The 22,316-nt window shown below is 67.2% G+C and carries 16 protein-coding genes and 1 rRNA gene; 7 read left to right on the forward strand and 10 right to left on the reverse strand.

The features are described 5' to 3' along the window. Positions 1-19: 19 nt before the first annotated feature. The 5 genes from CR918_RS18970 to glyQ all read right to left on the reverse strand — a co-directional run bounded on the left by CR918_RS18970 (position 20) and on the right by glyQ (position 11,324). Positions 20-2,167: a S46 family peptidase gene (locus CR918_RS18970; protein WP_099785906.1), complete on the reverse strand. Its 2,148-nt coding sequence runs from the start codon at positions 2,165-2,167 to the stop codon at positions 20-22. Positions 2,168-2,335: 168 nt separating this feature from the next. After that, positions 2,336-6,202: a translocation/assembly module TamB domain-containing protein gene (locus tag CR918_RS18975; RefSeq protein ID WP_099844188.1), complete on the reverse strand. Its 3,867-nt coding sequence runs from the start codon at positions 6,200-6,202 to the stop codon at positions 2,336-2,338. Further along, positions 6,199-7,995: an autotransporter assembly complex protein TamA gene (locus CR918_RS18980; protein WP_025878770.1), complete on the reverse strand. Its 1,797-nt coding sequence runs from the start codon at positions 7,993-7,995 to the stop codon at positions 6,199-6,201. The genes CR918_RS18975 and CR918_RS18980 overlap by 4 nt, the downstream gene beginning before the upstream one ends. A 253-nt stretch (positions 7,996-8,248) precedes the next feature. After that, positions 8,249-10,324 carry a glycine--tRNA ligase subunit beta gene (gene glyS / locus CR918_RS18985; protein ID WP_059065650.1) on the reverse strand — a complete coding sequence of 692 codons (2,076 nt, stop codon included), beginning with the start codon at positions 10,322-10,324 and terminating at the stop codon, positions 8,249-8,251. Between the two features lie 88 nt (positions 10,325-10,412). Continuing rightward, a complete protein-coding gene (glyQ, locus tag CR918_RS18990; RefSeq protein WP_025878768.1) occupies positions 10,413-11,324 on the reverse strand; it encodes a glycine--tRNA ligase subunit alpha in 912 nt (303 codons plus the stop codon). Positions 11,325-11,407: 83 nt separating this feature from the next. Here glyQ and CR918_RS18995 point away from each other — a divergent pair, with 83 nt between their 5' ends. The 3 genes from CR918_RS18995 to CR918_RS19005 are packed head-to-tail and all read left to right on the forward strand — an operon-like array spanning position 11,408 to position 14,924. Continuing rightward, positions 11,408-13,243, forward strand: a complete 1,836-nt coding sequence (locus tag CR918_RS18995; protein WP_093821103.1) for a GspE/PulE family protein — start codon at positions 11,408-11,410, stop codon at positions 13,241-13,243. Beyond that, complete coding sequence (locus CR918_RS19000; RefSeq protein WP_080149542.1) at positions 13,215-13,961, forward strand: glutamine amidotransferase; 747 nt, start codon at positions 13,215-13,217, stop codon at positions 13,959-13,961. Before CR918_RS18995 ends, CR918_RS19000 begins: the two co-directional genes overlap by 29 nt. Positions 13,962-14,012: 51 nt before the next feature. Beyond that, positions 14,013-14,924: a BPSS1780 family membrane protein gene (locus CR918_RS19005; protein WP_025878765.1), complete on the forward strand. Its 912-nt coding sequence runs from the start codon at positions 14,013-14,015 to the stop codon at positions 14,922-14,924. A 90-nt stretch (positions 14,925-15,014) separates the two neighbouring features. On the opposite strand, the gene tatC is transcribed toward CR918_RS19005, so the two are convergent. From tatC to CR918_RS19025, 4 genes are all read right to left on the reverse strand, one after another. Beyond that, on the reverse strand, positions 15,015-15,764 hold the full coding sequence (tatC, locus tag CR918_RS19010) for a twin-arginine translocase subunit TatC (RefSeq protein ID WP_025878764.1): 750 nt from the start codon (positions 15,762-15,764) through the stop codon (positions 15,015-15,017). Then, entirely contained in the window at positions 15,761-16,234 is a 474-nt protein-coding gene (gene tatB / locus CR918_RS19015) for a Sec-independent protein translocase protein TatB (protein WP_099785913.1), read from the reverse strand. The genes tatC and tatB overlap by 4 nt, the downstream gene beginning before the upstream one ends. Before the next feature lie 15 nt (positions 16,235-16,249). After that, positions 16,250-16,477 (reverse strand): Sec-independent protein translocase subunit TatA, encoded by a 228-nt coding sequence (tatA, locus tag CR918_RS19020; RefSeq protein WP_025878762.1) that lies wholly within the window; start codon positions 16,475-16,477, stop codon positions 16,250-16,252. Positions 16,478-16,551: 74 nt separating this feature from the next. After that, entirely contained in the window at positions 16,552-17,442 is an 891-nt protein-coding gene (locus CR918_RS19025; RefSeq protein WP_025878761.1) for a lipid-binding SYLF domain-containing protein, read from the reverse strand. Positions 17,443-17,608: 166 nt separating this feature from the next. On the opposite strand from CR918_RS19025, the gene hemH reads away from it, so the two are divergent. From hemH to CR918_RS19040, 4 genes are all read left to right on the forward strand, one after another. Next, positions 17,609-18,571: a ferrochelatase gene (gene hemH, locus CR918_RS19030; RefSeq protein WP_099844190.1), complete on the forward strand. Its 963-nt coding sequence runs from the start codon at positions 17,609-17,611 to the stop codon at positions 18,569-18,571. Further along, a complete protein-coding gene (locus CR918_RS19035) occupies positions 18,568-19,425 on the forward strand; it encodes an alpha/beta fold hydrolase (protein ID WP_033832562.1) in 858 nt (285 codons plus the stop codon). Before hemH ends, CR918_RS19035 begins: the two co-directional genes overlap by 4 nt. 127 nt (positions 19,426-19,552) lie before the next feature. After that, positions 19,553-19,702, forward strand: coding sequence for a hypothetical protein (locus tag CR918_RS21205; RefSeq protein WP_157804437.1), 150 nt, complete (start codon positions 19,553-19,555; stop codon positions 19,700-19,702). A gap of 14 nt (positions 19,703-19,716) precedes the next feature. After that, a complete protein-coding gene (locus CR918_RS19040) occupies positions 19,717-21,813 on the forward strand; it encodes a methyl-accepting chemotaxis protein (protein WP_099844192.1) in 2,097 nt (698 codons plus the stop codon). Positions 21,814-22,198: 385 nt separating this feature from the next. Here CR918_RS19040 and rrf read toward each other — a convergent pair. Next, positions 22,199-22,313: ribosomal RNA gene (gene rrf / locus CR918_RS19045) — 5S ribosomal RNA — on the reverse strand. Between the last annotated feature and the right edge of the window lie 3 nt (positions 22,314-22,316).

The following is a 22,316-nucleotide window of genomic DNA, read 5'->3' on the forward strand; positions in this document are numbered from 1 at the left end:
CGCCTACCGGGAACCGGCGTTATTCCGCCGGAACGCCCATTTCCTTCAGCAGTTCAGGTGCCGGGTAGACCTTGGCCAGCAGCCAGCGCAGGTAGCGCATGTCCACGTGCACGGCGCGCTTGTAGCGGGGGTCGAACCACCAGCTGGCACTGACCGACTCCCAGTTGCTGTCGAAGTTCAGGCCGATCAGTTCGCCCTTGGCGTTGAGCACCGGCGAGCCGGAGTTGCCGCCGGTGGTGTCCAGGTTGGTCAGGAAATTGACCGTCTGGGTCTTCAGCGCGGGGTCGGCGGTGCTGCCGAAGTCACCCTTGGCAATCGCGGCCAGCAGCGGCTTGGGGGCATCGAACGGATAGGCGTTGGTGTTCTTTTCGACGATGCCGGCCACGGTGGTCACCGGCGAATAGGTCACGCCATCACGCGGGTGCAGCGCTTCCACCTTGCCGTAGCTGATGCGCAGGGTGCGGTTGGCATCCGGGTACACCGCACGGCCCTGCTTGGCACGCCAGGCGAACAACGCCTGCATGTAGGCCGGGCGCAGGCGCAGCTGTTCGCCTTCGCGGGTCTTGCTCTCGTTTTCGATGCGCAGCTGCGCGGCCACCAGCGGGCCGGCCACGGCAATCAGCGGATCGGCGGCCAGCGCCTTGCCTTCGCGGGCAGCGGCGAAGCGGGACAGGCGCTGCGCTTCGTCACCCAGCTGGGTGCCGGCATACAGCGTGTCCAGCGCCTGCGCCAGCTGTGCCGGGGTACGGCCGAAGGCCGTGTCGAACTCGGCCACGCGCTGCGCATCCGGCAGCTGCTGGTAGCGCGTCAACAGGGTGGTCAGCAGCGCCTTCTCGACCTCGGGTGCATAGCGGCGCTGCACCTGCTTCAGCACGCCCTCGATCATCGCCTGGTCGCGCTGCTGGTAGCCGGTCTCGCGCTGCGCATCCGGCTTGGCCGATTCAATGCGCAGGCGTTCCAGCAGCAGCGCCGAGCGCAGCAGCTGGCTCTGGCCGGCCATCTGCTCCAGCAGCAGGTCGCGCTCGCCCACCGCCGCGCCCTGCGACAGGTTGGCCAGCAGCGCCTTGATGTCGCCCTGGTACTTGCGGTCGGTGGCGGCCAGCATCGCCTGCTCGTCGGCCGCACGCTGGGCCTTGGCATCGCTGCGCAGCAGCCCTTCCAGCTCACCGGCGGCGCGCTTGCGGTTGTTCTTCAGCGACTGCAACTGCGAAGCATAACGGGTACGTGCCTGCGCATCCTTGGCACTGGCCGCTTCGATGGTGTCGATCATCTGCTGGAACACCGACACCCGGCGCGGCAGCACGGTATCGATCTGGCCAGCGAATTCGGCGGCGGTGCGATGGCGGTAGGTGATGCCCGGGTAACCGGCCAGCATCGCGTAGTCGCCCTCCTTCGGGCCTTCCACCGACATCTGCAGGTGCGCCGGTGCCTGGTAGGGCACGTTGTCCTTGCTGTAGGCGGCCGGCTTGCCGTCCTTGCCCACGTAGGCACGCAGCAGGGTGAAGTCGCCGGTGTGGCGCGGCCACATGAAGTTGTCGATCTCATCGCCGTAGTTGCCGATCGCGCGCGGCGGCGCATAGACCAGGCGCACATCGCTCAGCTCAAGCTGGGCGATGCGGTAGAAGTCGGTGCCGTAATACATGTTGGCCACCGAGCAGCGCACGCTGCCGTCCTTCTCGCACTCGGCCACGATCTGCTTGCTGGCTGCATCCACCGCGTCGAAGTACGCGCGGCCGGTCTTGCCCTTGGCCTGTGCCAGCACCTGGTCGGTCACCTTGTCGAAGCCGACGGTCACCAGCACGCGGAAGTCCGGATTGGCCGGACGCTCGTCGGCGCGCCCCTTGGCGATGAAGCCATCATTGATGAAGTTGTGCTCGGGCGAGCTGTTGTACTGGATCACGCCCATCGCCACGTGGTGGTTGGTCAGCAGCAGGCCATCGGCCGACACGAACGAGCCGGTGCCACCGCCGGCACGCACGACCGCACTCAGCGGCGGCGCGGTCACGTTGGCCAGATCGGCCGGGTTGCCCTTGAAGCCAGCCGCCTGCAGCGGCTTGGCCAGCTCCGGCAGCTGGGTCGGCATCCACATGCCTTCATCGGCGTGGGCGCCAGCGGCGAGGGTCAGGCCCAGGGCCAGGGCGGTGGGGAGGGCTTTGCGTGGCGACATGAGGCAATCCGGTACGACAGAACAGCCCGGGACCATAGCCGCTGGGGCCGGATGGGGCAACGGCCGATGGTTGGGTATGCGTGCACGGTAGTGCCGGCCGCTGGCCGGCAACCCACCGAATTCGGGATACGGTGCAGTTGCCGGCCAGCGGCCGGCACTACCACACCGTTATTTTTCCCGCCGCCAGTTCAACGAGCCACGGTTTTCCACCGTGCTCGATTCCACTTCCACGTCGAAGCCGCGGCGCAGCAGGTACTTCAGGGTGATCACCGAACCGGCGCCCACCAGCGACACGCCGTAGCCCACGTACAACTTGGGCGAAATGTACTTGCCCACACCGATCACCGAGCCGCCCAGCGCGCGCGACTGGCTGACGCCGGCATCGTCCAGGCCCAGCTTGGCACCCAGCTGCGAAGCCAGCAGGCCACTGCCGGCCGACAGCGCGGCCGATGCGGCGTTCACCTGCTGGGTCTGGTCGCTGCTGGCACCGGTCAGGCTGCGCCCCAGCACCAGGTAACCCAGTGCTTCGGACTGCGACATCGCCGGATCGGACCAGACATCGGCGCGCGGTTGCTGCGCGCGCCCGGTCACGTCGATGCCGGCGGTGACATCACCGATCCGGCGCTCGGCGCGGATGTTGATGCGCGGGTCGGACACCGCGTTGTAGTTCCAGTTGAGGTTGCCGCGGGTGATGGTCAGGTCCTGGCCATAGGCCTTGTAGCGGCCACTGACTTCCAGGCCACCGTTGGCGGTCATCTCGCGGCCGGGCTTGGCCCAGACCTGCATCTTGCCGGTCAGCGCGCCCTTCAGGCCGAAACCGCTCATCTTGACCTTGTCGCCCAGGCTGACGGCCAGCTCCATGTCCAGCGGCGAGGTGCGCGACTCTTCCGGATCGGCCGGGTCCAGCACCACCACGTCTTCGGACACCGAGGTGCCACGGTCCAGGCGCTCCAGATCGATGTCTGCCTCGGGCACGTGCACCGTTCCGCGCAGCTCCATCGCGGCCTTGGCCAGGGTGAAGTCCAGGTTGGGATTGGCGATGATGCGCAGCTCGCTGGTGTTGGACAGCAGCACATTCTCGCCGTGGATCTTCAGCTGCAGCGGCTGTGCATCGCCGAACCAGGACAGGCCGCCGTCGACATACAGCGTGCCCTTGCCCGAATTGGCCTGCGCGGTGATCTTGGCCGACCCATCGGGCTGGGCGACGAAGCTGCCCTTGCCCTGGTCGAAGGTCAGGCCCAGCGCCGGGAACTCGCCCTTGAAGTTGCTCAGCTGCGCATCACCGCCCAGCGACGGCTGGCCGCGCGTGCCACGCAGGCTCACGTGGCCTTCAATCAGCCCGGTCGGGCGCACCACATCCGGCGAGAACAGTTCCAGCCAGTACAGGCGCGACATGTTGAGGTAGAGCTCGCCGTTGAGCGGCGCACTCGGTTCCCAACCGGTCTGCATCTTCGCATCAACGAAGCCGTTGCCCTGGAAGCCCATGCCCAGGTAGCCCTTGATGCTGGCCGGGGTCATGTCCAGCTTCAGCGAGAACTGGTCATAACGCACCAGCTCGCCACGGTTGGCATCGCCCACGCCGGTGTTGCGGTTCTCGCCCAGGCGTACGCCACCTTCGGCCGAACGCACTTCCACATGCCCTTCCCATGCGTTGCCACGCGGACGGATCTGCGCGTCCAGGTTGAGTTCGCCACGCAGGTAGATGCGCCGGCCGGACTGTGGCGGCAACCACGGCTGCACCAGGGCCAGCGGCAACGCGTCGCCGCGCACCACCAGGCCTTCGCGCGGCCAGTTGGCACGTGCGCACAGGGCGCCACCGGTCGCAGCGCCCAGGCAGGTTTCGCCCAGCGTGTAGTTGCTGCCGTTGATGGCGAATGCCGCGGGCGCACGCAGTGCCCACGCATCGCCCTTCACCGGTGCGATGCGCAGCGTGGCCAGTTCGCCACGCCATTGTTCGCCTTGCTGGCGAACGCTGCCCTGCAGCTCGATCGCGCCCAGTTCGTTGCGTGTCTGTGCGGCCAGCCGCAGGTTGGAGACACTGCCCTGCGCATCGATGTTCAAGCGTTCCAGCAGCATGCCGGCATTGACCTGCTCGCCCTGTATCGCCAGCGTGCCACTGTCGCCACGCCACGGCAGGCGGCCCTTGATGCTCAGGCTTTCAGCGCCGTAACCGTCCCAGTTGAGATTGTTGCCGACCAGATCTGCAGTGATGTCCGGTGCATCGCGCGGGCCTTTCACCTGCACCTGGCCACGCAGGCCACCATCGGCGCCGGGCAGAAGATCGCTCAGCTGCAACGGCTCGAAGCGCGCGTCGATGTCCAGGCGGTCGCCGACCTTGCCCGAGGCGGTCACCCGGCTGCTGCCGACGGCCAGTTTCAATTCACCCTGGCCCTGTTCACCCTGCAGGGCGAACTTGCCTTGGGCATCCACATTGCGCTGGCGCAGGATGCCCTTCAGCGACGGCAGGTCCACCGTGGCCTCCAGCGTGCCCGCAGTGCCCGGCGGCGCATTGGCCGGCGGCGGCAACTGGCGTCCCTTGGACGCGAGATTGCCGGACAGACGGCCATCCCAGCCCGGTGCGAAGTAGCCCGGGTCGAAATCCTTCAGCGTGGCCTTGGCATCCCAGTCCAGCTGCGGTGCCCAGGCCACCTTGCCTTCCACCTGCAGCTGGCCACCCGGGGTCTGCGCCTGCAGTTCGCGGATCTCCGCAGCCTGATCGTTGCCACGCACATCGAAGCGCAGCTGCGCCTTCTGTTTTTCGCGCTCGACATCGGCACGGCCGATCGCCGCCCACGCCTTCAAGGTACCGGCCAGTCCGAAGCGCGCTTCCTTCAGCGTCACCGGCACCGGCGAGCTGCCGGCGGTGTTCGGGTCCGGTGCCGGCACCCAGGTCAGGTCCTGCGCGATCACCGAGAAGTTCAGCTTCTGCTGGTCTTCCTGGCTGAAATCGGCGGTACCTTCCAGGCGTGCTTCGCCGCCCAGGCCCTTGACCACCAGCGGCGAGACCTTCAGCACCTGGTCCTGCAGCGAAACCACCGAGGGCGCCAGCTCCAGTTCCTGCTCACCCTGCTTCACCCGGCCATGCAGGTTGGCGTTGCCGCCCTTGCCGGAGGCGGTGAAGTCCAATGCCAGCGGCGCGATGGCCGAGCTGGCCAATGCCGGCGACAACAGCGCCAGATCCAGCTCGTCGCTGCGTACAGTCGCGTTCCAGGTCGGATCGGTGCGGCCATCGAACACCAGCATCGCGTGCAGCGGCTTCGGCGCGCGGCCGGCCAGCGCCACTTCCATATGCGCCAGGTCACCGCGCGCGACCAGGCCGACCGTGGCCGCGGTACGCCCGCGCGGTGCCGGCAGCACTGCGGTGACGGTAACGTCGGTGTCGTAGTCCTTGGCCGGGATGTAGCGGCCCTGGGCAGTGAAATTACCCATGTCGCTGTCCACCACCAGCTTGCGCGCCTGGAACTCGCCATTGGCGATCTCGATGCCACCGCGCACGCGGCTGATGTCGATCACCGGCTCGTTGGCCTGGCTGATGCGGAAACTGTCGATGGCGATCACATCGGCCTGGATCGCCAGCGGCATTTCGATCTGCGGCAGCGAATCGGGCCACGACGGCAGCTTGAACGGCTCATCGCTCTTGGCCAGGTTGAGCGTGGCGTTGGTCAGCTCCAGCTTGTCCAGCAGCAGCTTGCGGCCCAGCAGCGGGCGCAGGTCCGGCTCCAGGTGCGCGCGCTCTGCGTGGAAATGGATGTCGTCGTAGCGGAAGTCGACGTTATAGAGAGTCAGCGGTCCGGCCACCGGGCCGTCGACCTTGTCCCAGGTGAAGCTGGCACCCACCGGCAGGCGCGCCACCACCTGCGCCAGCAGCACGTCGCGGCCGGCCACCGTCTGCAGCAGCCAGTACACGGCCAACAGGGCGACCAGCACCAGGCCGACCACGCCCGCGCCGGACCATGCCCAGAAGCGGCGACGACGGTAGAAGCGCACGCGGCGCGGCGGCGTGTTCGGCGACGGGGTCGGTGCGGGCGTGCTCACAGGTCCGCTCCGATGTTGAGGTACAGCTGGAACTGCGAATCAGGGTTGTTCAGACCGTGAGCGATATCGACCCGCACCGGGCCCACCGGCGATTTCCAGCGCACGCCGAAGCCGACGCCGGTGTGCAGGTCGATGTCGGTATCGAAGGCGCTGCCGGTGTCGACGAACACCGCTGCACCCCACGGACCGCCATTGAAGTAATGCTCGTACTCGGCCGAGCCGACCACCAGGTGCTTGGCACCAAGCGCGTACTTGTCCGGCTTCGGCGTGCGCGGGCCGACCTCACGGTAGGCATAGCCGCGGATGCTGCGGTCGCCACCGGCGAAGTAGCGCAGGCTGGGCGGCATCGCCACCAGGTCGCTGGTCCAGGTGGTGCCGCCTTCGCCGCGCAGGATCAGGCGATTGGTCGGCCCCACCGGGATGTACCAGCGCAGCACGGCATTGGCCTGCACGAAGCTGGTGTCCGATCCGACGCCTTCGACGCCGGCACGCACCGTCGCGGTGCCACTGATGCCGCTGCGCGGGAACAGCTCGTCGTCCACCTTCACGTAGTCGGCCACGATCTGCGGGTAGACCAGCGTGGACGTGTTGTAGACCGCATCGGTGAACTCGGTGCCCGAGGCATAGCGCCAGCGCTCACGCAGCGCGTTGATCGAAGCGATGGCGGTCCAGTTCTCGTTGATCTCGCCGCTGCGGCTGGCGATCAGCTTGAAGTTGCGCAGATCGATGTAGTCAGTCTGTTCGTCATAGGCACTGGCGGCGAAGGTGTACCAGCCATCCAGCCAGTTGAATGCGGGAATGCGGTAGCTGGTGATCAGGCTCTTGCGCTTCTGCGCATAGTCCAGCTGGGTGTTCATCTTGTGGCCGCGGCTGTTCAGGTAGCGCCGTTCAAGGCCACCACGCACACCGGCGCCACTTTCGCTGCCGTAGCTCAGGCCGTAGGAATAGATGCTGCGCTTGGCCCGCGTCAGCTTCACATCAACCGGCACCTCGCCGTTCTCATCGGCCTGGTCCGGGCGCGGCTGGATGTCGATCACGCTGAAGTAATCGAGCTTGGTCAGCGACTCGCGCAGGCGGTCCAGCTTGCCTTCGTGGAAGTAGCTGCCCTGGTCCCAGTACACCAGCGGGTCGAACAGCTTGTCGTCGAAATAGTTCTGCTCGAAGGTCACCGGGCCCATGTTGTAGCGGCGGCCGCTGTCCCAGGTCAGGTCGATGTCGGCAGCGTTGTCCGCGCGGGTGATCTGCACCTGGCGCTGGGTGTAGTCGGCGTCGAAGTAGCCGCGCTCGGCCAGGCGCCGGGTCACGGTGATCTTGCTGGCTTCGTACTGGGTGTGTTCGAAGCGCTGGCCCTTGCGCGGCTTGAACGCGGCCAGGTCGTCCTGCAGGTACTGGTCGTACATCGCAGGGCCGGTGATATCGATATGCTCGCGGCGCACCAGCACCGGCTGGCCCTTGTCGACATGGATCAGCACGGTGACGTGCTCGTCCTGGCGTGGCGCCTCGACCTTGATCACCGGGTTGTAGTACCCGAACGGTTCCAGCGCCTGGCGGGTCTGCCGCTCGGCCTGTGACAGCAGGTATTCCAGGCGCGACTCGCCCTGCTCCTTGCCGATCGTGTCGAACAACGACAGCGATTCCTGGATGTTCTCGATGATCGCGGCGTCGTCGCCCTTGTCCAATCCCTTGATGTCCACCTTGTCGATGGTGCCGCGCGCATGGGCCACGGAGGTGGCGCAAAGCGAGAGGACCATCAGCGGCAGGGCGTATTTCGTTGGCTGCATGCGGCACAGCATACCGACCGGAGGTGACGATGCGAAATGCATCACGCCAATCCGGATCGGTTGTTAAGTGGCGGTCAAAATACGCGCCTTTGTGGCGATCATCGCGGCCGCATGCGGAAATATCGGCATCGCGTCGCTGCCGGCCAACGGCCGGCTACCCAGTAGATCCACGCCATGCGTGGATACGGTCTGATTCATGGCGAGCGCGCAGCGCGGCCTGCAGAAAAACCGCCGGGCGTGGCCCGGCGCTACCCATCGCGGGCGATCAGCTGGACAGGTGCTCGATCGCCGCGACCTTGCCCAGGCGCTCGCCCAGCATAGTCAGCAGCGCCAGGCGGTTGCCACGCAGTGCCGGATCCTCGGCATTGACCATCACCCCGTCGAAGAACGCATCGACCTGCGGACGCAGGCGGGCCAGGCGCGCCAACACGGCCACATAGTCCTTCTGGTGCAGGCTGGCGCCGGTATCGTCGATGGCGGCAGTCACAGCTTCGGCCAGCGCGCGCTCGGCATCTTCCTGCAGCAGGGCCGCATCGATCTGGCCCGGAATATCGCCTTCGGCCTTGCGCAGGATGTTGCGGATGCGCTTGTTGGCCGCGGCCAGCGCCTCGGCTTCCGGCAGCGCCGCGAAGATCCCGATCGCGTCCAGGCGGCGGTCGAAGTCGTACAGCGAGGCCGGCTTCAGCTCGGCCACCGCGTTGAAGTGGCTGGCCGGCACGCCCTTGTCGCTGTAATAGCCCTTCAGGCGGTCGAGGATGAAGTCGTACAGCTCGGCCACGTCGGCCTGCACGTTGCGCGCGGCCAGCCCGGCGTTGGCGCTGGCCAGCAGCGCGCGCAGGTCCAGCTCGAAGCCGCTTTCGATGATCGTGCGGGCCAGGCCCAGCGCGTTGCGGCGCAGGGCGAACGGGTCCTTGTTGCCAGTCGGCTTCAGGCCCGCGGCGAAACCGCCGGCCAGGGTGTCCACGCGCTCGGCGATCGCCAGCACCTTGCCCAGCGGCGACAGCGCGATGTCATCACCACCGAAGCGCGGCTGGTAGGCCTCGTCGATGGCCAGCGCCACCTCCGGCGACTCGCCACCGGCCACCGCGTAGTGGCGGCCGGCGATGCCCTGCAGTTCCGGGAACTCATTGACCATGCGCGACTGCAGGTCGTTCTTGGCCAGCTGCGCGGCACGCTTGGCCAGCAGCGGATCGGCGCCGACCTGCGGCGCAATCACTTCGGCCAGCGCCACCACGCGCGCGACCTTGTCGGCCACGCTGCCCAGCTTGGCCTGGTAGGTCACCGTCTTCAGGCCCTCGCCCATCGCCTGCAGGCCCTGCTTCAGGTCTTCGTCGAAGAAGAACTTGGCATCGGCGAAGCGCGGGCGGATCACCCGCTCGTAGCCCTTGGCCACTTCGGCCACGTCCTTGGACTCGATGTTGGCGATGCCGATGAACTTCTCGGTCAGCTTGCCGCCGTCATCCAGCACCGGGAAGAACTTCTGGTTGATCTCCATCGTCTCGATCAGCGCTTCCTGCGGCACCGCCAGGAACGCGCGCTCGAAGCTGCACAGCACCGCCGACGGCCACTCGACCAGGTTCACCACCTGCTCCAGGTTGTCCTCGGTGATGCGTGCGCTGCCACCGGCGGTGGCTGCAGCGGCTTCCACCTCGGCGACGATGCGCTGGCGACGCTCTGCCGGGTCAACCAGCACGAAGGCGGCGCGCAGCGATTCCACATAGTCCTGCGGCTGGGTCAGCCACACGGTCTTGTCGTGCAGGAAGCGGTGGCCGCGGCTCATGCGGTCGGCCTTCAGGCCGAACAGTTCGGCCTCGACCACGTCACCGCCGTGCAGCAGCACCAGCCAGTGCACCGGGCGCGCGAAGCCCCAGCTGTGGTCGCCCCAGCGCATCGGCTTGGGAATGGGCATGCCGGCGATGGCCTCGCGCAGGATCTCCGGCAGCAGCGCAGCAGTGCGCGCGCCCGGGGTCACCGCACGGTGCACGAAGCGCTCACCCTTGTTGTCGGTGGTCTTTTCCAGCGCGGTCCAGTCGATCCCGGCCTTGGCCGCGAACCCCTGCAGCGCCTTGGTCGGCTGGCCTTCGGCGTCCAGCGCGATGTTCAGGTACGGGCCCAGCACTTCGCTGTGCTGTTCCGGCTGCTCCAGGCCAACGCCCGGCAGCAGCACGGCCAGGCGGCGCGGGGTCGACAGCGGGCGTGCATCGCCCAGCTCCAGTTCCACACCGCGCTTGCGCAGGCCGTCGACAACACCGTCGAAGAAGGCCTGGGCCAGGCCCGGCAGTGCCTTGACCGGCAACTCTTCGGTGCCCAGTTCAATCAGCAGGGGAGACAAGTGGCTCATCGGTTCGATCCTGTGGTGGGGGCGCAGCGCGCGACGCGGCCGGCGCCCCTGGGGTAGTAGGTGAAACGCGTGATGGGAGAACGGGCCGTCAGGCCTTCTTCGCGCCCGGGAAGCCCAGCTTCTCGCGCTGCTCGTAGTAGGCCTTGGCCACCGCCTGGGCCAGCGCGCGCACGCGCAGGATGTAGCGCTGGCGTTCGGTCACGCTGATCGCGCGGCGCGCATCGAGCAGGTTGAAGGTGTGGCTGGCCTTCATCACCTGTTCGTAGGCCGGCAGCGGCAGGTTCACTTCCACCAGCTTCTGCGCTTCGCGCTCGCAGGCATCGAAGCGGTGGAACATTTCTTCCACGTCGGCATATTCGAAGTTGTAGGTGCTCTGCTCCACCTCGTTCTGGTGGTAGACGTCGCCGTAGGTCACCGGCTGCCCATCCGGGCCGTAGGTCCAGACCAGGTCGTAGACGTTGTCGCAGTTCTGCAGGTACATGCACAGGCGCTCGAGACCGTAGGTGATCTCGCCCAGCACCGGCCGGCACTCCAGGCCACCGGCCTGCTGGAAGTAGGTGAACTGGGTCACCTCCATGCCGTTGAGCCAGACTTCCCAGCCCAGGCCCCAGGCGCCCAGGGTCGGCGATTCCCAGTTGTCCTCGACAAAACGCAGGTCGTGCACCAGCGGATCGATGCCCACCGCCTTCAGCGAATCCAGGTACAGCTGCTGGATGTTGTCCGGTGCCGGCTTCATCGCCACCTGGTACTGGTAGTAGCGCTGCAGGCGGTTCGGGTTCTCGCCGTAGCGGCCATCGGTCGGGCGCCGCGACGGCTGCACGTAGGCCGCGTTCCAGGTTTCCGGACCGATCGCACGCAGGAAGGTGGCCGGGTGGAACGTACCGGCGCCCACCTCCAGGTCGAGCGGCTGGATGAGCACGCAGCCCTGCTGGGCCCAGAACTGGTTCAGGGTCTGGATCAGGCCCTGGAAGGTGATCGGAACGGTCGGGGTCGCGGACATGCGGACGAGTCTTGGCCGGCAAAGGGGTGCGCTAGTATAACGGCCGACCTGCGGGGCATTCCGTACCCGGAAGGAGCAGGTGGATGGAACATCGGCTGCCCACGGGCACGCCCGGCGAGCCTGGCGCGGCACCGTTGCCGCCCGGTCGCCTGCAGTTCGAACAGGTTGCGGCGGCCCTGCTGGCCGATGGCGTGGTGGCTGCGCACGAGCGTGAGCGCATCCGTTTTTCCGCACAGGGCGCCCGCAATGCCAGTGAAGTGCATCCACTGGTGCTGCTGTCCAACCTCAAGCTGGCCGCCAGCGACGGCGGCGACCTCAATCTGGAACGCCTCACCGAGTGGCTGGCCCAGCGCACCGGCAGCCGCTACCTGCGCATCGATCCGACCCGGGTCGACGTCGCCTCGGTCACCGCCGTGGCCTCGCACGCCTACGCGCGCCGCCATCGCTTCCTGCCGCTGGCGGTGGATGGCGAACGCGTGCTGGTGGCCACCAGCGAGCCGCTGGCACAGGAATGGCTACGCGACCTGCAGCACCTGACCCGCCTGCGCATCGAGCTGGCGGTGGTCAATCCGCTGGACCTGCACCGCTACACCATGGAGTTCTTCGGCGTCACCCGCTCGGTGCGCGGTGCCCGTGGCGACGTACGGGGTGAGGCCAACACCACCCTGCCCAGCTTCGAGCAGCTGGTGGAACTGGGCCGCACCGGCGACGTCAATGCCGACGACCAGCACATCGTGCACATCGTCGACTGGCTGCTGCAGTACGCCTATGAGCAGCGCGCCTCGGACATCCACCTGGAGCCCCGCCGCGACATGGGCCGCATGCGCTTCCGCATCGACGGCGTGCTGCACAAGGTGTTCGAAGTGCCGCCGGCGGTGATGACCGCCGTGGTCAGCCGTATCAAGGTGCTCGGACGCATGGACCTGGCCGAGCGCCGGCGCCCGCAGGATGGTCGCATCAAGACCCGCTCGCCCGGCGGCCGTGAAGTGGAAATGCGCCTGTCGACCATGCCGACCGCCTTCGGCGAGAAATGCGTGATGCGCATCTTCGACCCGGAAGCGGCCTTCAAGAGCATCGACCAGCTCGGCTTCAGCCCGCAGGAAGCGGCCGGCTGGACCGCCCTGGTCGAGCGCCCGCACGGCATCGTGCTGGTCACCGGCCCGACCGGTTCGGGCAAGACCACCACCCTGTATTCCACCCTGAAGCGGCTGGCCACGCCGGACGTCAACGTATGCACGGTGGAAGACCCGATCGAGATGATCGCGCCGGAATTCAACCAGATGCAGGTGCAGACCAACATCGACCTGGATTTCGCCAGCGGTGTGCGCACCTTGCTGCGGCAGGACCCGGACATCATCATGATCGGCGAGATCCGCGACCTGGAAACCGCGCAGATGGCCGTGCAGGCCTCGCTGACCGGCCACCTGGTGCTGTCCACCCTGCACACCAACGACGCGCCCTCGGCCATCACCCGCCTGCTCGACCTGGGCGTACCGCATTACCTGCTGTCATCCACCGTCAACGGCATCCTCGCCCAGCGCCTGGTGCGCACCCTGTGCCCGCACTGCAAGCAGCCGCACACCCTCGGCCGGGCCGATTGGGCAGTGCTGGCTGATAGCGAAGCTGCATATCCAGATGCCGCCACGCCCTGTCGGCCGGTCGGTTGCCTGGAGTGCCGGCGCACCGGATTCCTCGGCCGCATCGGGCTGTATGAGCTGCTGCCATTGGGCTCGCGCCTGCGCGGGTTGATCCGTGCGGACATGGATCTGGCCGGTTTCAACCGTGCCGCGCGTGCTGAAGGAGTGCGAACCCTGCGCCAGGCCGGGCTTGAAAAGGTGGCACAGGGGCTGACTACAATCGAGGAAGTCCTGTCCGTACTACCTCCCCCGGATGAATCCAGCGCCCTTCCTGATCCTTGAAACCGGCCGCCCCGTGCCGTCGTTGCGCCGCTACGGGCGCTTTCCGCACTGGATCCGGGTCGCCGCCGGCCTGGAAGAACACGAGACCGTCGTGGTCGACGTCGAGCATGGTGCCGACCTGCCCGACCCCCGCCAGTTCGCCGGCGTGCTGGTAACCGGCTCGGCCGCCTTCGTCACCGACCACGCCGAATGGAGCGAACGCAGTGCCACCTGGCTGCGGCAGACCGCGCACGACGACGTGCCGGTGTTCGGCATCTGCTACGGCCACCAGCTGCTGGCACACGCGCTGGGCGGCGAAGTGGCCTACAACCCCGCCGGGCGCGAATCGGGAACGATTGAGCTGGCACTGGACCCGCAGGCCGCGCAGGACCCGTTGTTCCAGGGCCTGCCGAGCCACTTCGCGGCCCACGCCACCCATCTGCAGACCGTGCTGCGCGTACCCGAAGGTGCCGCCGTGCTGGCGCGCTCGCCGCTGGATGGCTGCCATGCCTTCCGCTGGGGCCGCCAAGCCTGGGGCGTGCAGTTCCATCCGGAATTCGCCACCCACCACATGCGTGGCTACGTGCGCGCACGCGCCGACTGCATCGGCCGTCATGGCGGTTGCGCGCGCAGTATCGAGCGCGCGGTCAGCGCCGCGCCGCTGGCGCGCCAGCTGTTGCGGCGCTTTGTCCGCCAGGCCCGGCTGTCTTCAGCCCAGCCGGTGGCAAAACAGGGATAATCGGCGGCACGGGCACACCGCCCGGCCCCTCCTGTCCCTCCCCGGATGTCCATGAAAGAGATTCGCAAGCTGCCAGCCTCGGCGGGCGCCCAGTGGTTGCTGGATACGTTCTCGCTGTATCGGCGTGCGCCGCTGCAGCTGGCCCGGATCGGCCTGACCTGGCTGCTGGTGAACTGGGTGGTCACCCTGCTGGGGACGATGCTGCCCGGCACCGCCGGCCTGGCCCTGCAGATGATGACGCTGGTGATTTCACCGGTGATGTTCGGCGGCATGCTGTACGCCATGGGTGAGATCGACCAGGGTCGTCCCGGCCTGGCCACCCATCTGCTGCAGCCGATCCGCGACCGTCGTGTCAGCCACCTGCTGGTGCCGCTGGCAATCCAGGTGCTGGCCGTGCTGCTGCTGGGCGCGCTGCTGTACCTGATGATCGGCCGCGAGGGCTTCACCGCCTTCAGCGACACCATGACCAAGATGCAGGAACTCGGCCGCAGCGGGCAGCAGATCAGTCCGGAAACCGCCGCCGAACTGGTCGCCAACCTGCCCGCGCAGCGCATCGCGCTGTGGATGCTGCTGGTGTTCTGCACCGCCGTGGCGCTGACCCTGGCGATGTTCACCCAGCCGGCACTGGTGGTGTTCGACCGCCAGAGCGGCATGCACGCGCTGCGCCTGAGCCTACAGGGCTGCATCGAGAACATCGGCGCCACCGCCGTGTTCACCGTGCTCGGCCTGATCGCCGCGTTCTGCGTCTATGTGCTGTTCGTGATCGTGGTCCAGCTCGGCATGCTGCTGGGCGGCCCGCTGGCGGCGGCCTTCATCGCGCAGCTGGTGTTCACCACGGTGCTGATGCCGCTGTATGTCGGCGCCGTCTATGCGGCCTGGAAGCAGATGTTCGTGCATCGCGGCAGCCGCGGCGCACCGCCGGTGCCGCAGTCGCCGCCTGCCAACGACGTCTTCCACGCTTGAGCGGCGCTCAACGGTAGCGCCGGGCGATGCCCGGCGGATGGATGTCACCTCACCCCACGAACGCCGGGCATGGCCCGGCGCTACCGGGGATCAGGCCGCAGGCTTCTTGACCACCGAAGACGGCACCAGCCAGCGCGCGGCGTGGATGCCCAGCTCGTACAGCAGGCACATCGGGATCGCCAGCATCAGCTGCGACACCACGTCCGGCGGAGTCAGGATCGCAGCGAGCACGAAGATGCCGACGATCGCGTAGCCGCGTCCTTCCTTGAACTGCTGCGGCGTGATCCAGCCCAGCAGCACCAGGATCACCATCGCCACCGGCAGCTCGAAGCTGCCGCCGAAGGCGAAGAAGATCGCCAGCACGAAATCCAGGTAGGCATTCGCATCCGGCGTGATCGCGATCACTTCCGGGCTGAAGGTGGTGAGGAAGTGGAAGACCGCCGGCAGCACCAGGAAATAGGCAAAGGCGCAGCCGGTGTAGAACAGCAGCACCGAGGAGACCAGCAATGGCATCGCCAGGCGCTTCTCGCGTGCATACAGGCCCGGCGCGACGAAGGCCCACAGCTGGTACAGCAGCCATGGCACGGCCACGAACAAGGCCACGAAGAACGTCAGCTTCAACGGCGCGAAGAAGGCGCCGGCCGGGTTGGTGGCGATCATCGTCTGCCCATTGGGCAACTGCGAGATCAGCGGCTCGGCCAGTGCGTTGTAGAGCTTCTGGGTAAACGGCAGCAGGCCCAGCAGCACAACGCCCAGCCCCAGCAGCGCACGCACCAGGCGCGAGCGCAGTTCAACAAGGTGTTCCACCAGCGAACTTTCGCCGAAGTCGTGTTCGCTCATGACGGGCGCTCCGTGCGCGCGGGCGTTTCGGTCGCGGTATCAGCAACGGCATCGCCCGCAGCTTCAGCGGTGGCGGGCGTAATGGCTGCACCTTCAGTCGACCCCACCCCCTGCTCGGGCGCATCCGCCAGATGTGGGGGCTGTTCGGCCGGGGCCGGTGCACGCACCTGCTGCGCCAGCGTGTCGCTGTGCTGTTGCATCTGCTCGGCTTCGCGGCGCATGGCTTCGCCGCTGGCACGCAGCTGGTTCTCGGTGTCCTGCATGCCCTGGCGCACGTCCTGCATCTGCCGCTTGATGTCTTCGGCCTGCAGTTCGCGTTCCAGTTCCTGCTTGACCGAATCCCATTGATTGCGCGCGCGGCGTACCCACAACCCGGCGAAGCGGGCCGCCTTGGGCAGGCGCTCAGGACCGAGCACCACCAAGGCGACGACCGCGATCACCAGCAGTTCGCTGAAGCCGATATCAAACACCGCAACCGCTCCGGATCAACGCGGCTTGCGGTCGTGCTCGTCCTGCGCGGTGCGCGAGGCGTCCTGGCTGCGCGACTCGTCGCCCAACTGCGCGTTCGGCTTGTCGTCGTCGTGCATGCCCTTCTTGAATTCCTTGACCGCCGAGCCGAGGTCCTTGGCACCACTGGTCAGGCGCTTGGTGCCGAACACCAGCAGGACGATGGCGAGCACGACCAACCAATGCCAGATGCTGAAACTGCCCATAAGTCGCTCGTTACGTTAGTGATCAGATTGCCGAGCATAGCGCACCGGCTGTTAGCCGGCGCGCGTGACGAAAGTCAGTTGTTGCCCAGTGTTTCAGTGCGGATTTCACCGTCGTTGACCGGCTGGAAACCCTGCTGGGCCGGCGGCGGGGTCTGCGGCACGGCCTGCAGCGGCGCCGTGGTCGCTTCAGCAGGTGCCGCCGGCGCTGCCTGAACAGGCTGCGGGGCAGGCGCTGCAGCAGCCGCCGGACGCGGTGCGTCATTGCCACCGTTGCGGTTGTTGCGCGCCGCGTAGGTGGCCTCTTCGAGGCGATCACGGAAAGCGACCACATCCATTGAAGGCGAGCCAGCCGCGCGGCCCTCGAAGATCATCCGCGGGGTGGTGTTGCTGCCGTAGGCGTCAAGGTTGGCAGCATCGTCGATCTGCAGGATCGCACCATCCAGGGCCACGCCAGCGAACAGGCCGCGGGCGCGCGACCACGACCAGATCTCGGCCTTCAGCTGGCCATCGGTGGCGGCGGCGGCATTGCGGCCGACCGGACCGGCGGCCACACCGGCATCGGCGCCGAGGGTGAACTTGCCGTTGACGAGGTTGTCCAGGCTGCGGTCGTTGCGGAACACCAGCACAACGTCGGAGGACTGCACACCGGCCTGGAAGCCGATGCTGCCGCCGGTGAGCTTGATGAATACCGGGTTAGACCACGCACCATTGGGCATGCGCACCGACATCAGGCCGTGGCCACGACGGCCGCCGATCACCAGACCGGCCTTGATCGTGTCGGGAATGACGATGACCGCGCGGCCTTCGTCGAGCAATTTGTCCGGAATGCCCTGTTCAGGGATTCCCTGGATTTCAGCCAGTACACGCACCGCGTTGCGGGCGCGCTGGTCTTCCTGCGGTCCGGCCATGGCCTGGCTGGACAGCAGGCTGGCGGCGATCAGCAGGGCTTGGATCGGGCGACGCATGGCAGGCTCCAGAAGTCAGTCCATAGGAAGATATAGCAAGTGACTGAAATTAGTAGTGTTGTGATGAATCCCCAATGAGCGTTGCCTGCTCATATTGGCCTCATCGATGACATCCATCCGAACCCTGCATGCCGACGTGACGATGGAATCGGCGACAATACCGCCCATGCTCGACGCACCCGATACCGCCGTACTGGCGGTCAACCTAGGCACGCCCGAGACGCCGACGGCTCCCGCCGTTCGCCGTTATCTGGCCGAATTCCTGTCCGACCGGCGCGTGGTCTCGCTGCCGGCACTGCTGTGGCAGCCCTTGCTGCGCGGTCTGATACTGCCGCTGCGCAGCAGCCGCTCAGCCGCCAAGTACGCCCAGGTGTGGCTGCCGGAAGGCTCGCCGCTGATGGTCCACACCCGCCAGTTGGCGCAGGCGATGCAAGCGTTGCTGCCGACGCTGCGCGTACGCCACGCGATGCGCTACGGCGAACCGGCGCTCACCACCGAACTGGATCGGCTGGCCACCGAGGGCGTGCGCCGCATCGTGGTATTGCCGCTGTATCCGCAGTATTCGACCACCACCACGGCCTCGGTCGAGGATCGTGTGGATGCCTGGCAGCGCAGGAACCCACAGGTCACCGTGAGCCTGGTGCAGGACTATTCGATCGATCCGGACTGGGTCGCCGCCGTTGCCGGCTCGATCCAGCGCTACTGGCAGCAGCACGGTCGCGGCCAGAAGCTGATGTTCTCCTTCCATGGCATTCCGCAGCGCCTTGCCGATGCCGGCGATCCCTATCCGCAGCGCTGCGAGGCCAGTGCGCGCGCGATCGCCGCAGCACTGGGCCTGGGCGCGGACGACTGGCAGATGGGTTACCAGTCGCGCTTCGGCCGCGAACGCTGGCTGCAGCCCTACGCCGAGCCCAGCCTGTGGGAGCTGGCCGAAGCGGGGGTGAAGCAGATCGACGTCGTCTGCCCCGGGTTTGCCACCGACTGCCTGGAAACACTGGAAGAAGTCGCCATGGGCTTCACCGAAACACTGGCCGAGCGCGGCGCACAGATGCGCTACATCCCCTGCCTCAACGCCGCACCGGAACACGCCCGCGCACTGGCTCGGCTGGCCGTGGCCTCGCTGGCATGAGCCTGCAGCCGTTTGAGCTGCAGGTCGCGGGCGTCCGCGTCGCCGGCCTGCGCCGGCCGGGTGAGGGTCCGCGGGTGCTGGCCCTGCACGGCTGGCTCGACAATGCGGCCAGCTTCGTTCCGCTGGCGCCGCATCTGCCGCACCTGGACCTGGTGGCGATCGATCTGCCCGGGCACGGCCACAGCGCGCATCTGCCGATCGGGGCGGTGTACACCACGCCAGCAGCGATCACCCATGTCCTCGATGTCGCCGATGCACTGGGCTGGGACCGGTTCACCCTGATCGGCCATTCGATGGGTGCCGGCATCGCCAGCCTCGCCGCAGCGGTCAGTGATCGCATCGAACGGCTGGTCGCCATCGAGGCACTCGGCGGCCTGCGCGGGCCGGAGGAAGAAACTGCCAGCCGCCTGCGCGAGCACGTCGACGCCACCCGAGCACTGGCACGCAAGCAGCTGCGCGTGTTCCCGGACCTAGCTGCACCGATCCGGGCGCGGATGATGACCAACCAGCTCAGCGAAGGCTGCGCACGCCTGCTGGTCGAACGCGGTGTCGAGCCGGTCGAAGGCGGCTATCGCTGGTGCAGCGATCCGCGCCTGATGCTGCCCACCGCGATCCGCCTCAGCGAAGGCCAGATCGACAACCTGCTGCAGGCCATCACCTGTCCTACCCAGGTGATCTATGCCACGCCTGCACAGTCGTATTATCCCGAGCCGATGCGCAGCGAGCGCCTGCAGCATCTGCGTGATGGCCGCCTGGCGGTATTCCCCGGCAACCATCACCTGCACATGGAACACCCGGCGCGTATTGCCGCCGTCATCGATGCGTTCCTGAGCGAAAACGCCAACGCACGCTGACCATCGTCGGCCGCGCGCACTTCACTCTGCGCCAGTGCGGCCGATAGAACGGTAGTGGACCCCTGCGTCCACAGCACGCAGGCCCTTTGTGCCTGCGGCTCGTTCCTGGTTCTGCAAGGAAGACCGCATGTCCCGTCTGCTGCACCGTCATCCACAGGATGTGGTCACGGTGTACGTCCTCCGCGTCGCTGCCTGCGCCGCATTCCCCGAATTCCCCGACCGTGCCGTCGTTGCGCTCATCCGCGCAGCGCGTTGCATGGCCGCTGCCGTCCGTTGATCCAGGAGTTGCCGATGTCCATTGCGTCCTCCCGCCCGCCCGACCAGGGCCGTCTCCCTTATCTGCAACAGCTGGCCCAGCGGGGCGATCGTCGCCTGCTGCTGGGCAGCGCCGTATTGGCAGCGATCGGCCTTGTACTGGCCGTGCGCGGCACGTCGCTGCCCGCTGCGAGCGCCGTTGTCGCCGCAGTGCTGCCAGCCGCCTGGCTGGGCTGGCGCCAGGCCGGCCATGCGCTCGCGCGCAACGGCCTGGCCGTAGTGCTTTCACTGCAGTTGAGCCTGCTCTGCCATATCAGCGGATTGAATGCCGCATTGCCCATGGCGCTGCTGCTGGGCGTGCTGCTCATCCAGCGTGACCGCATGCCGTTGTGGCTGGCCGGCGCCGGGGGTGTCGGTGCGTTGCTGGCGCCGTTGCTTGATGGGGCGGCCGTCCTGCCGCAGCTGTTGAATGCCATGGCCCTGGCGGTGCTGACGCTGGTGCTGGGCCAGACCGCCGCGCGCCTGCGCCATCAGAGTGAGGCGCTGGGTCACGGACCGCACCGCCTGGCCGCATTGGCACGTGACATCGCCACGGGCGCCGACCTCGGCGCACACAGCGATGCACGCAACTACGCACCCGGTTCCCTGGCCCACGCGCTGGCCGATACCGCACGCCATGTGCAGGCGCAGCGCGGCCGCGAGGCCGAAGCACATGCCGAGAACGCGCAGATCCGCCAGGCACTGGATGCCTCGCGCACGGCGATGATGATTGCCGACAACGATCACGTCATCCGCTACGTCAACCGCTCGGTGGTGGCGCTGCTGCGCAACCAGCAGGCCTCGCTGCGCCAGGCCTTCCCCGATTTCGACGCCGAGCGGCTGGTCGGCAGCAGCATCCATCGCTTCCATGCCAACCCTGACCGCATCCGCGGCATCCTCAATGGGCTGCAGGCGACACACAACGGCAAGGTGCGCATCGGGCCGGTGCACTTCGCCCAGGTCGTCACCCCGGTGTTCGACGCACAGGGCGCGCGCCTGGGTTTTGCGGTGGAATGGCATGACCGTACCCATGAACTGACGCTGGAGAATGCCGTCGCCGGGATTGTCGATGCCGCCGCGCAGGGTGATCTGGAACAGCGCCTGCAGGCCAGTGAAGGCGCCAGCTTCCTCGACGGCCTGACCGGGGGCATCAACCAGCTGCTGGACACACTGGGCAGCACGGTCGACGAAGTGCGGCAGATGCTTTCGGCGATGGCCAACGGCGATCTCGACCGTCGCATGCAGGGCGAGTACCACGGCGCGTTCGCCGCCATCCAGCGCGATGCCAACGCCACCGCCGGCCAGCTGGCGCGCATGGTCGGCCACATCCAGCACTGCGCCACCACCATCAGCACGGCCGCCAGCGAAATCGCCGCCGGCAACGGCGCGCTGTCCGAGCGCAGCGAGCGACAGGCCGCTCATCTACAGGAAACGGCCGCCTCGATGGAGGAGCTGACCGCCACCGTGCGCCAGAACGCAGCGCATGCGCGCCAGGCCAGCGAGCTGGCCGCCTCCACCCAGGGCGCAGCAAGTGATGGCAACCACGCCATGCAGCGGGTGGTCGACACCATGCAGGCCATCGAGGGCGCGTCGAAGCGGATCGGCGACATTACCGGCGTGATCGACGGCATTGCCTTCCAGACCAACATCCTCGCGCTCAACGCAGCGGTTGAAGCGGCACGCGCCGGCGAACAGGGACGCGGGTTCGCGGTCGTCGCCAGCGAGGTCCGTGTGCTCGCGCAGCGATCGGCGGCGGCGGCCCAGGAGATCAAGGTCCTCATCGACGAGGCAGGACGTCAGGTCGGCGAGGGCGCCCAGTTGGTGGCCGATGCCGGACAGCGCATGCAGGGCATCGTCGGCGGCGTGGAGAACGTAAGCCACCTCATGCGCGAGATCTCGGCGGCGTCACAGGAGCAGTCATCCGGTATCGAGCAGATCAACCAGACGGTGGTGCAGATGGACCAGGCCACGCAGCAGAACGCGGCGCTGGTGGAAGAAGCCACTGCGGCGGCACGTGAACTGCAATCGCAGGCAGGTGCACTGAACCAAGCGGTATCGGTGTTCCGGCAGCGCGAGGCCGCGTTGATCGACTGAGCCGCAGGCCTGCTCCCTTGAAGAAAGGCGGCGCCCGCAGGGCGCCGCCTTTTTGTTGGGCGTGGTTCGCGACAGGGTTCTCGTTGGCTCAACGGGTACGAACGCAATCCGTTCAAGGCTGCCCGCGACACGATGATGAGGGGCGGGGCACCTGCCACTGCGGCGAAGCATATCCGCCAGCTGCTGCGCTCCAAAGAATGCGGCACCGTCTGGGCGCCGCATCTACGCGTGGGTGCTGAGTCCCGGTAGTGCCGGCCGCTGGCCGGCAACCTCATGAACATCACGCGGCTGCACGTGGTTGCCCGCCAGCGGCCGGTACTACCCTTGGTTTCCCGCGCACAAAGAAAAACCCCGCTGCGTGAGCAGCGGGGTTTTCGGGTATAAACCCTGGCGATGACCTACTCTCGCATGGCTTAGGCCACACTACCATCGGCGCAGCTACGTTTCACTTCCGAGTTCGGGATGGGATCGGGTGGTTCCATAGCGCTAATTTCACCAGGGAG

Source organism: Stenotrophomonas indicatrix, from assembly GCF_002750975.1.
GTDB classification, from domain to species: domain Bacteria; phylum Pseudomonadota; class Gammaproteobacteria; order Xanthomonadales; family Xanthomonadaceae; genus Stenotrophomonas; species Stenotrophomonas indicatrix.

Bases quoted from the DNA above. Each gene is read 5' to 3' on its own strand.
- hemH (WP_099844190.1), top strand. From the start codon at position 17,609: ATGCTCGACGCACCCGATACCGCCGTACTGGCGGTCAACCTAGGCACG.
- CR918_RS21205 (WP_157804437.1), top strand. From the start codon at position 19,553: ATGTCCCGTCTGCTGCACCGTCATCCACAGGATGTGGTCACGGTGTAC.
- CR918_RS19000 (WP_080149542.1), top strand. From the start codon at position 13,215: ATGAATCCAGCGCCCTTCCTGATCCTTGAAACCGGCCGCCCCGTGCCG.
- glyS (WP_059065650.1), bottom strand. From the start codon at position 10,324: ATGAGCCACTTGTCTCCCCTGCTGATTGAACTGGGCACCGAAGAGTTG.
- tatA (WP_025878762.1), bottom strand. From the start codon at position 16,477: ATGGGCAGTTTCAGCATCTGGCATTGGTTGGTCGTGCTCGCCATCGTC.
- CR918_RS18970 (WP_099785906.1), bottom strand. From the start codon at position 2,167: ATGTCGCCACGCAAAGCCCTCCCCACCGCCCTGGCCCTGGGCCTGACC.
- CR918_RS19040 (WP_099844192.1), top strand. From the start codon at position 19,717: ATGTCCATTGCGTCCTCCCGCCCGCCCGACCAGGGCCGTCTCCCTTAT.
- CR918_RS19005 (WP_025878765.1), top strand. From the start codon at position 14,013: ATGAAAGAGATTCGCAAGCTGCCAGCCTCGGCGGGCGCCCAGTGGTTG.
- CR918_RS18980 (WP_025878770.1), bottom strand. From the start codon at position 7,995: ATGCTGTGCCGCATGCAGCCAACGAAATACGCCCTGCCGCTGATGGTC.
- glyQ (WP_025878768.1), bottom strand. From the start codon at position 11,324: ATGTCCGCGACCCCGACCGTTCCGATCACCTTCCAGGGCCTGATCCAG.
- CR918_RS19025 (WP_025878761.1), bottom strand. From the start codon at position 17,442: ATGCGTCGCCCGATCCAAGCCCTGCTGATCGCCGCCAGCCTGCTGTCC.
- CR918_RS19035 (WP_033832562.1), top strand. From the start codon at position 18,568: ATGAGCCTGCAGCCGTTTGAGCTGCAGGTCGCGGGCGTCCGCGTCGCC.
- tatC (WP_025878764.1), bottom strand. From the start codon at position 15,764: ATGAGCGAACACGACTTCGGCGAAAGTTCGCTGGTGGAACACCTTGTT.
- CR918_RS18995 (WP_093821103.1), top strand. From the start codon at position 11,408: ATGGAACATCGGCTGCCCACGGGCACGCCCGGCGAGCCTGGCGCGGCA.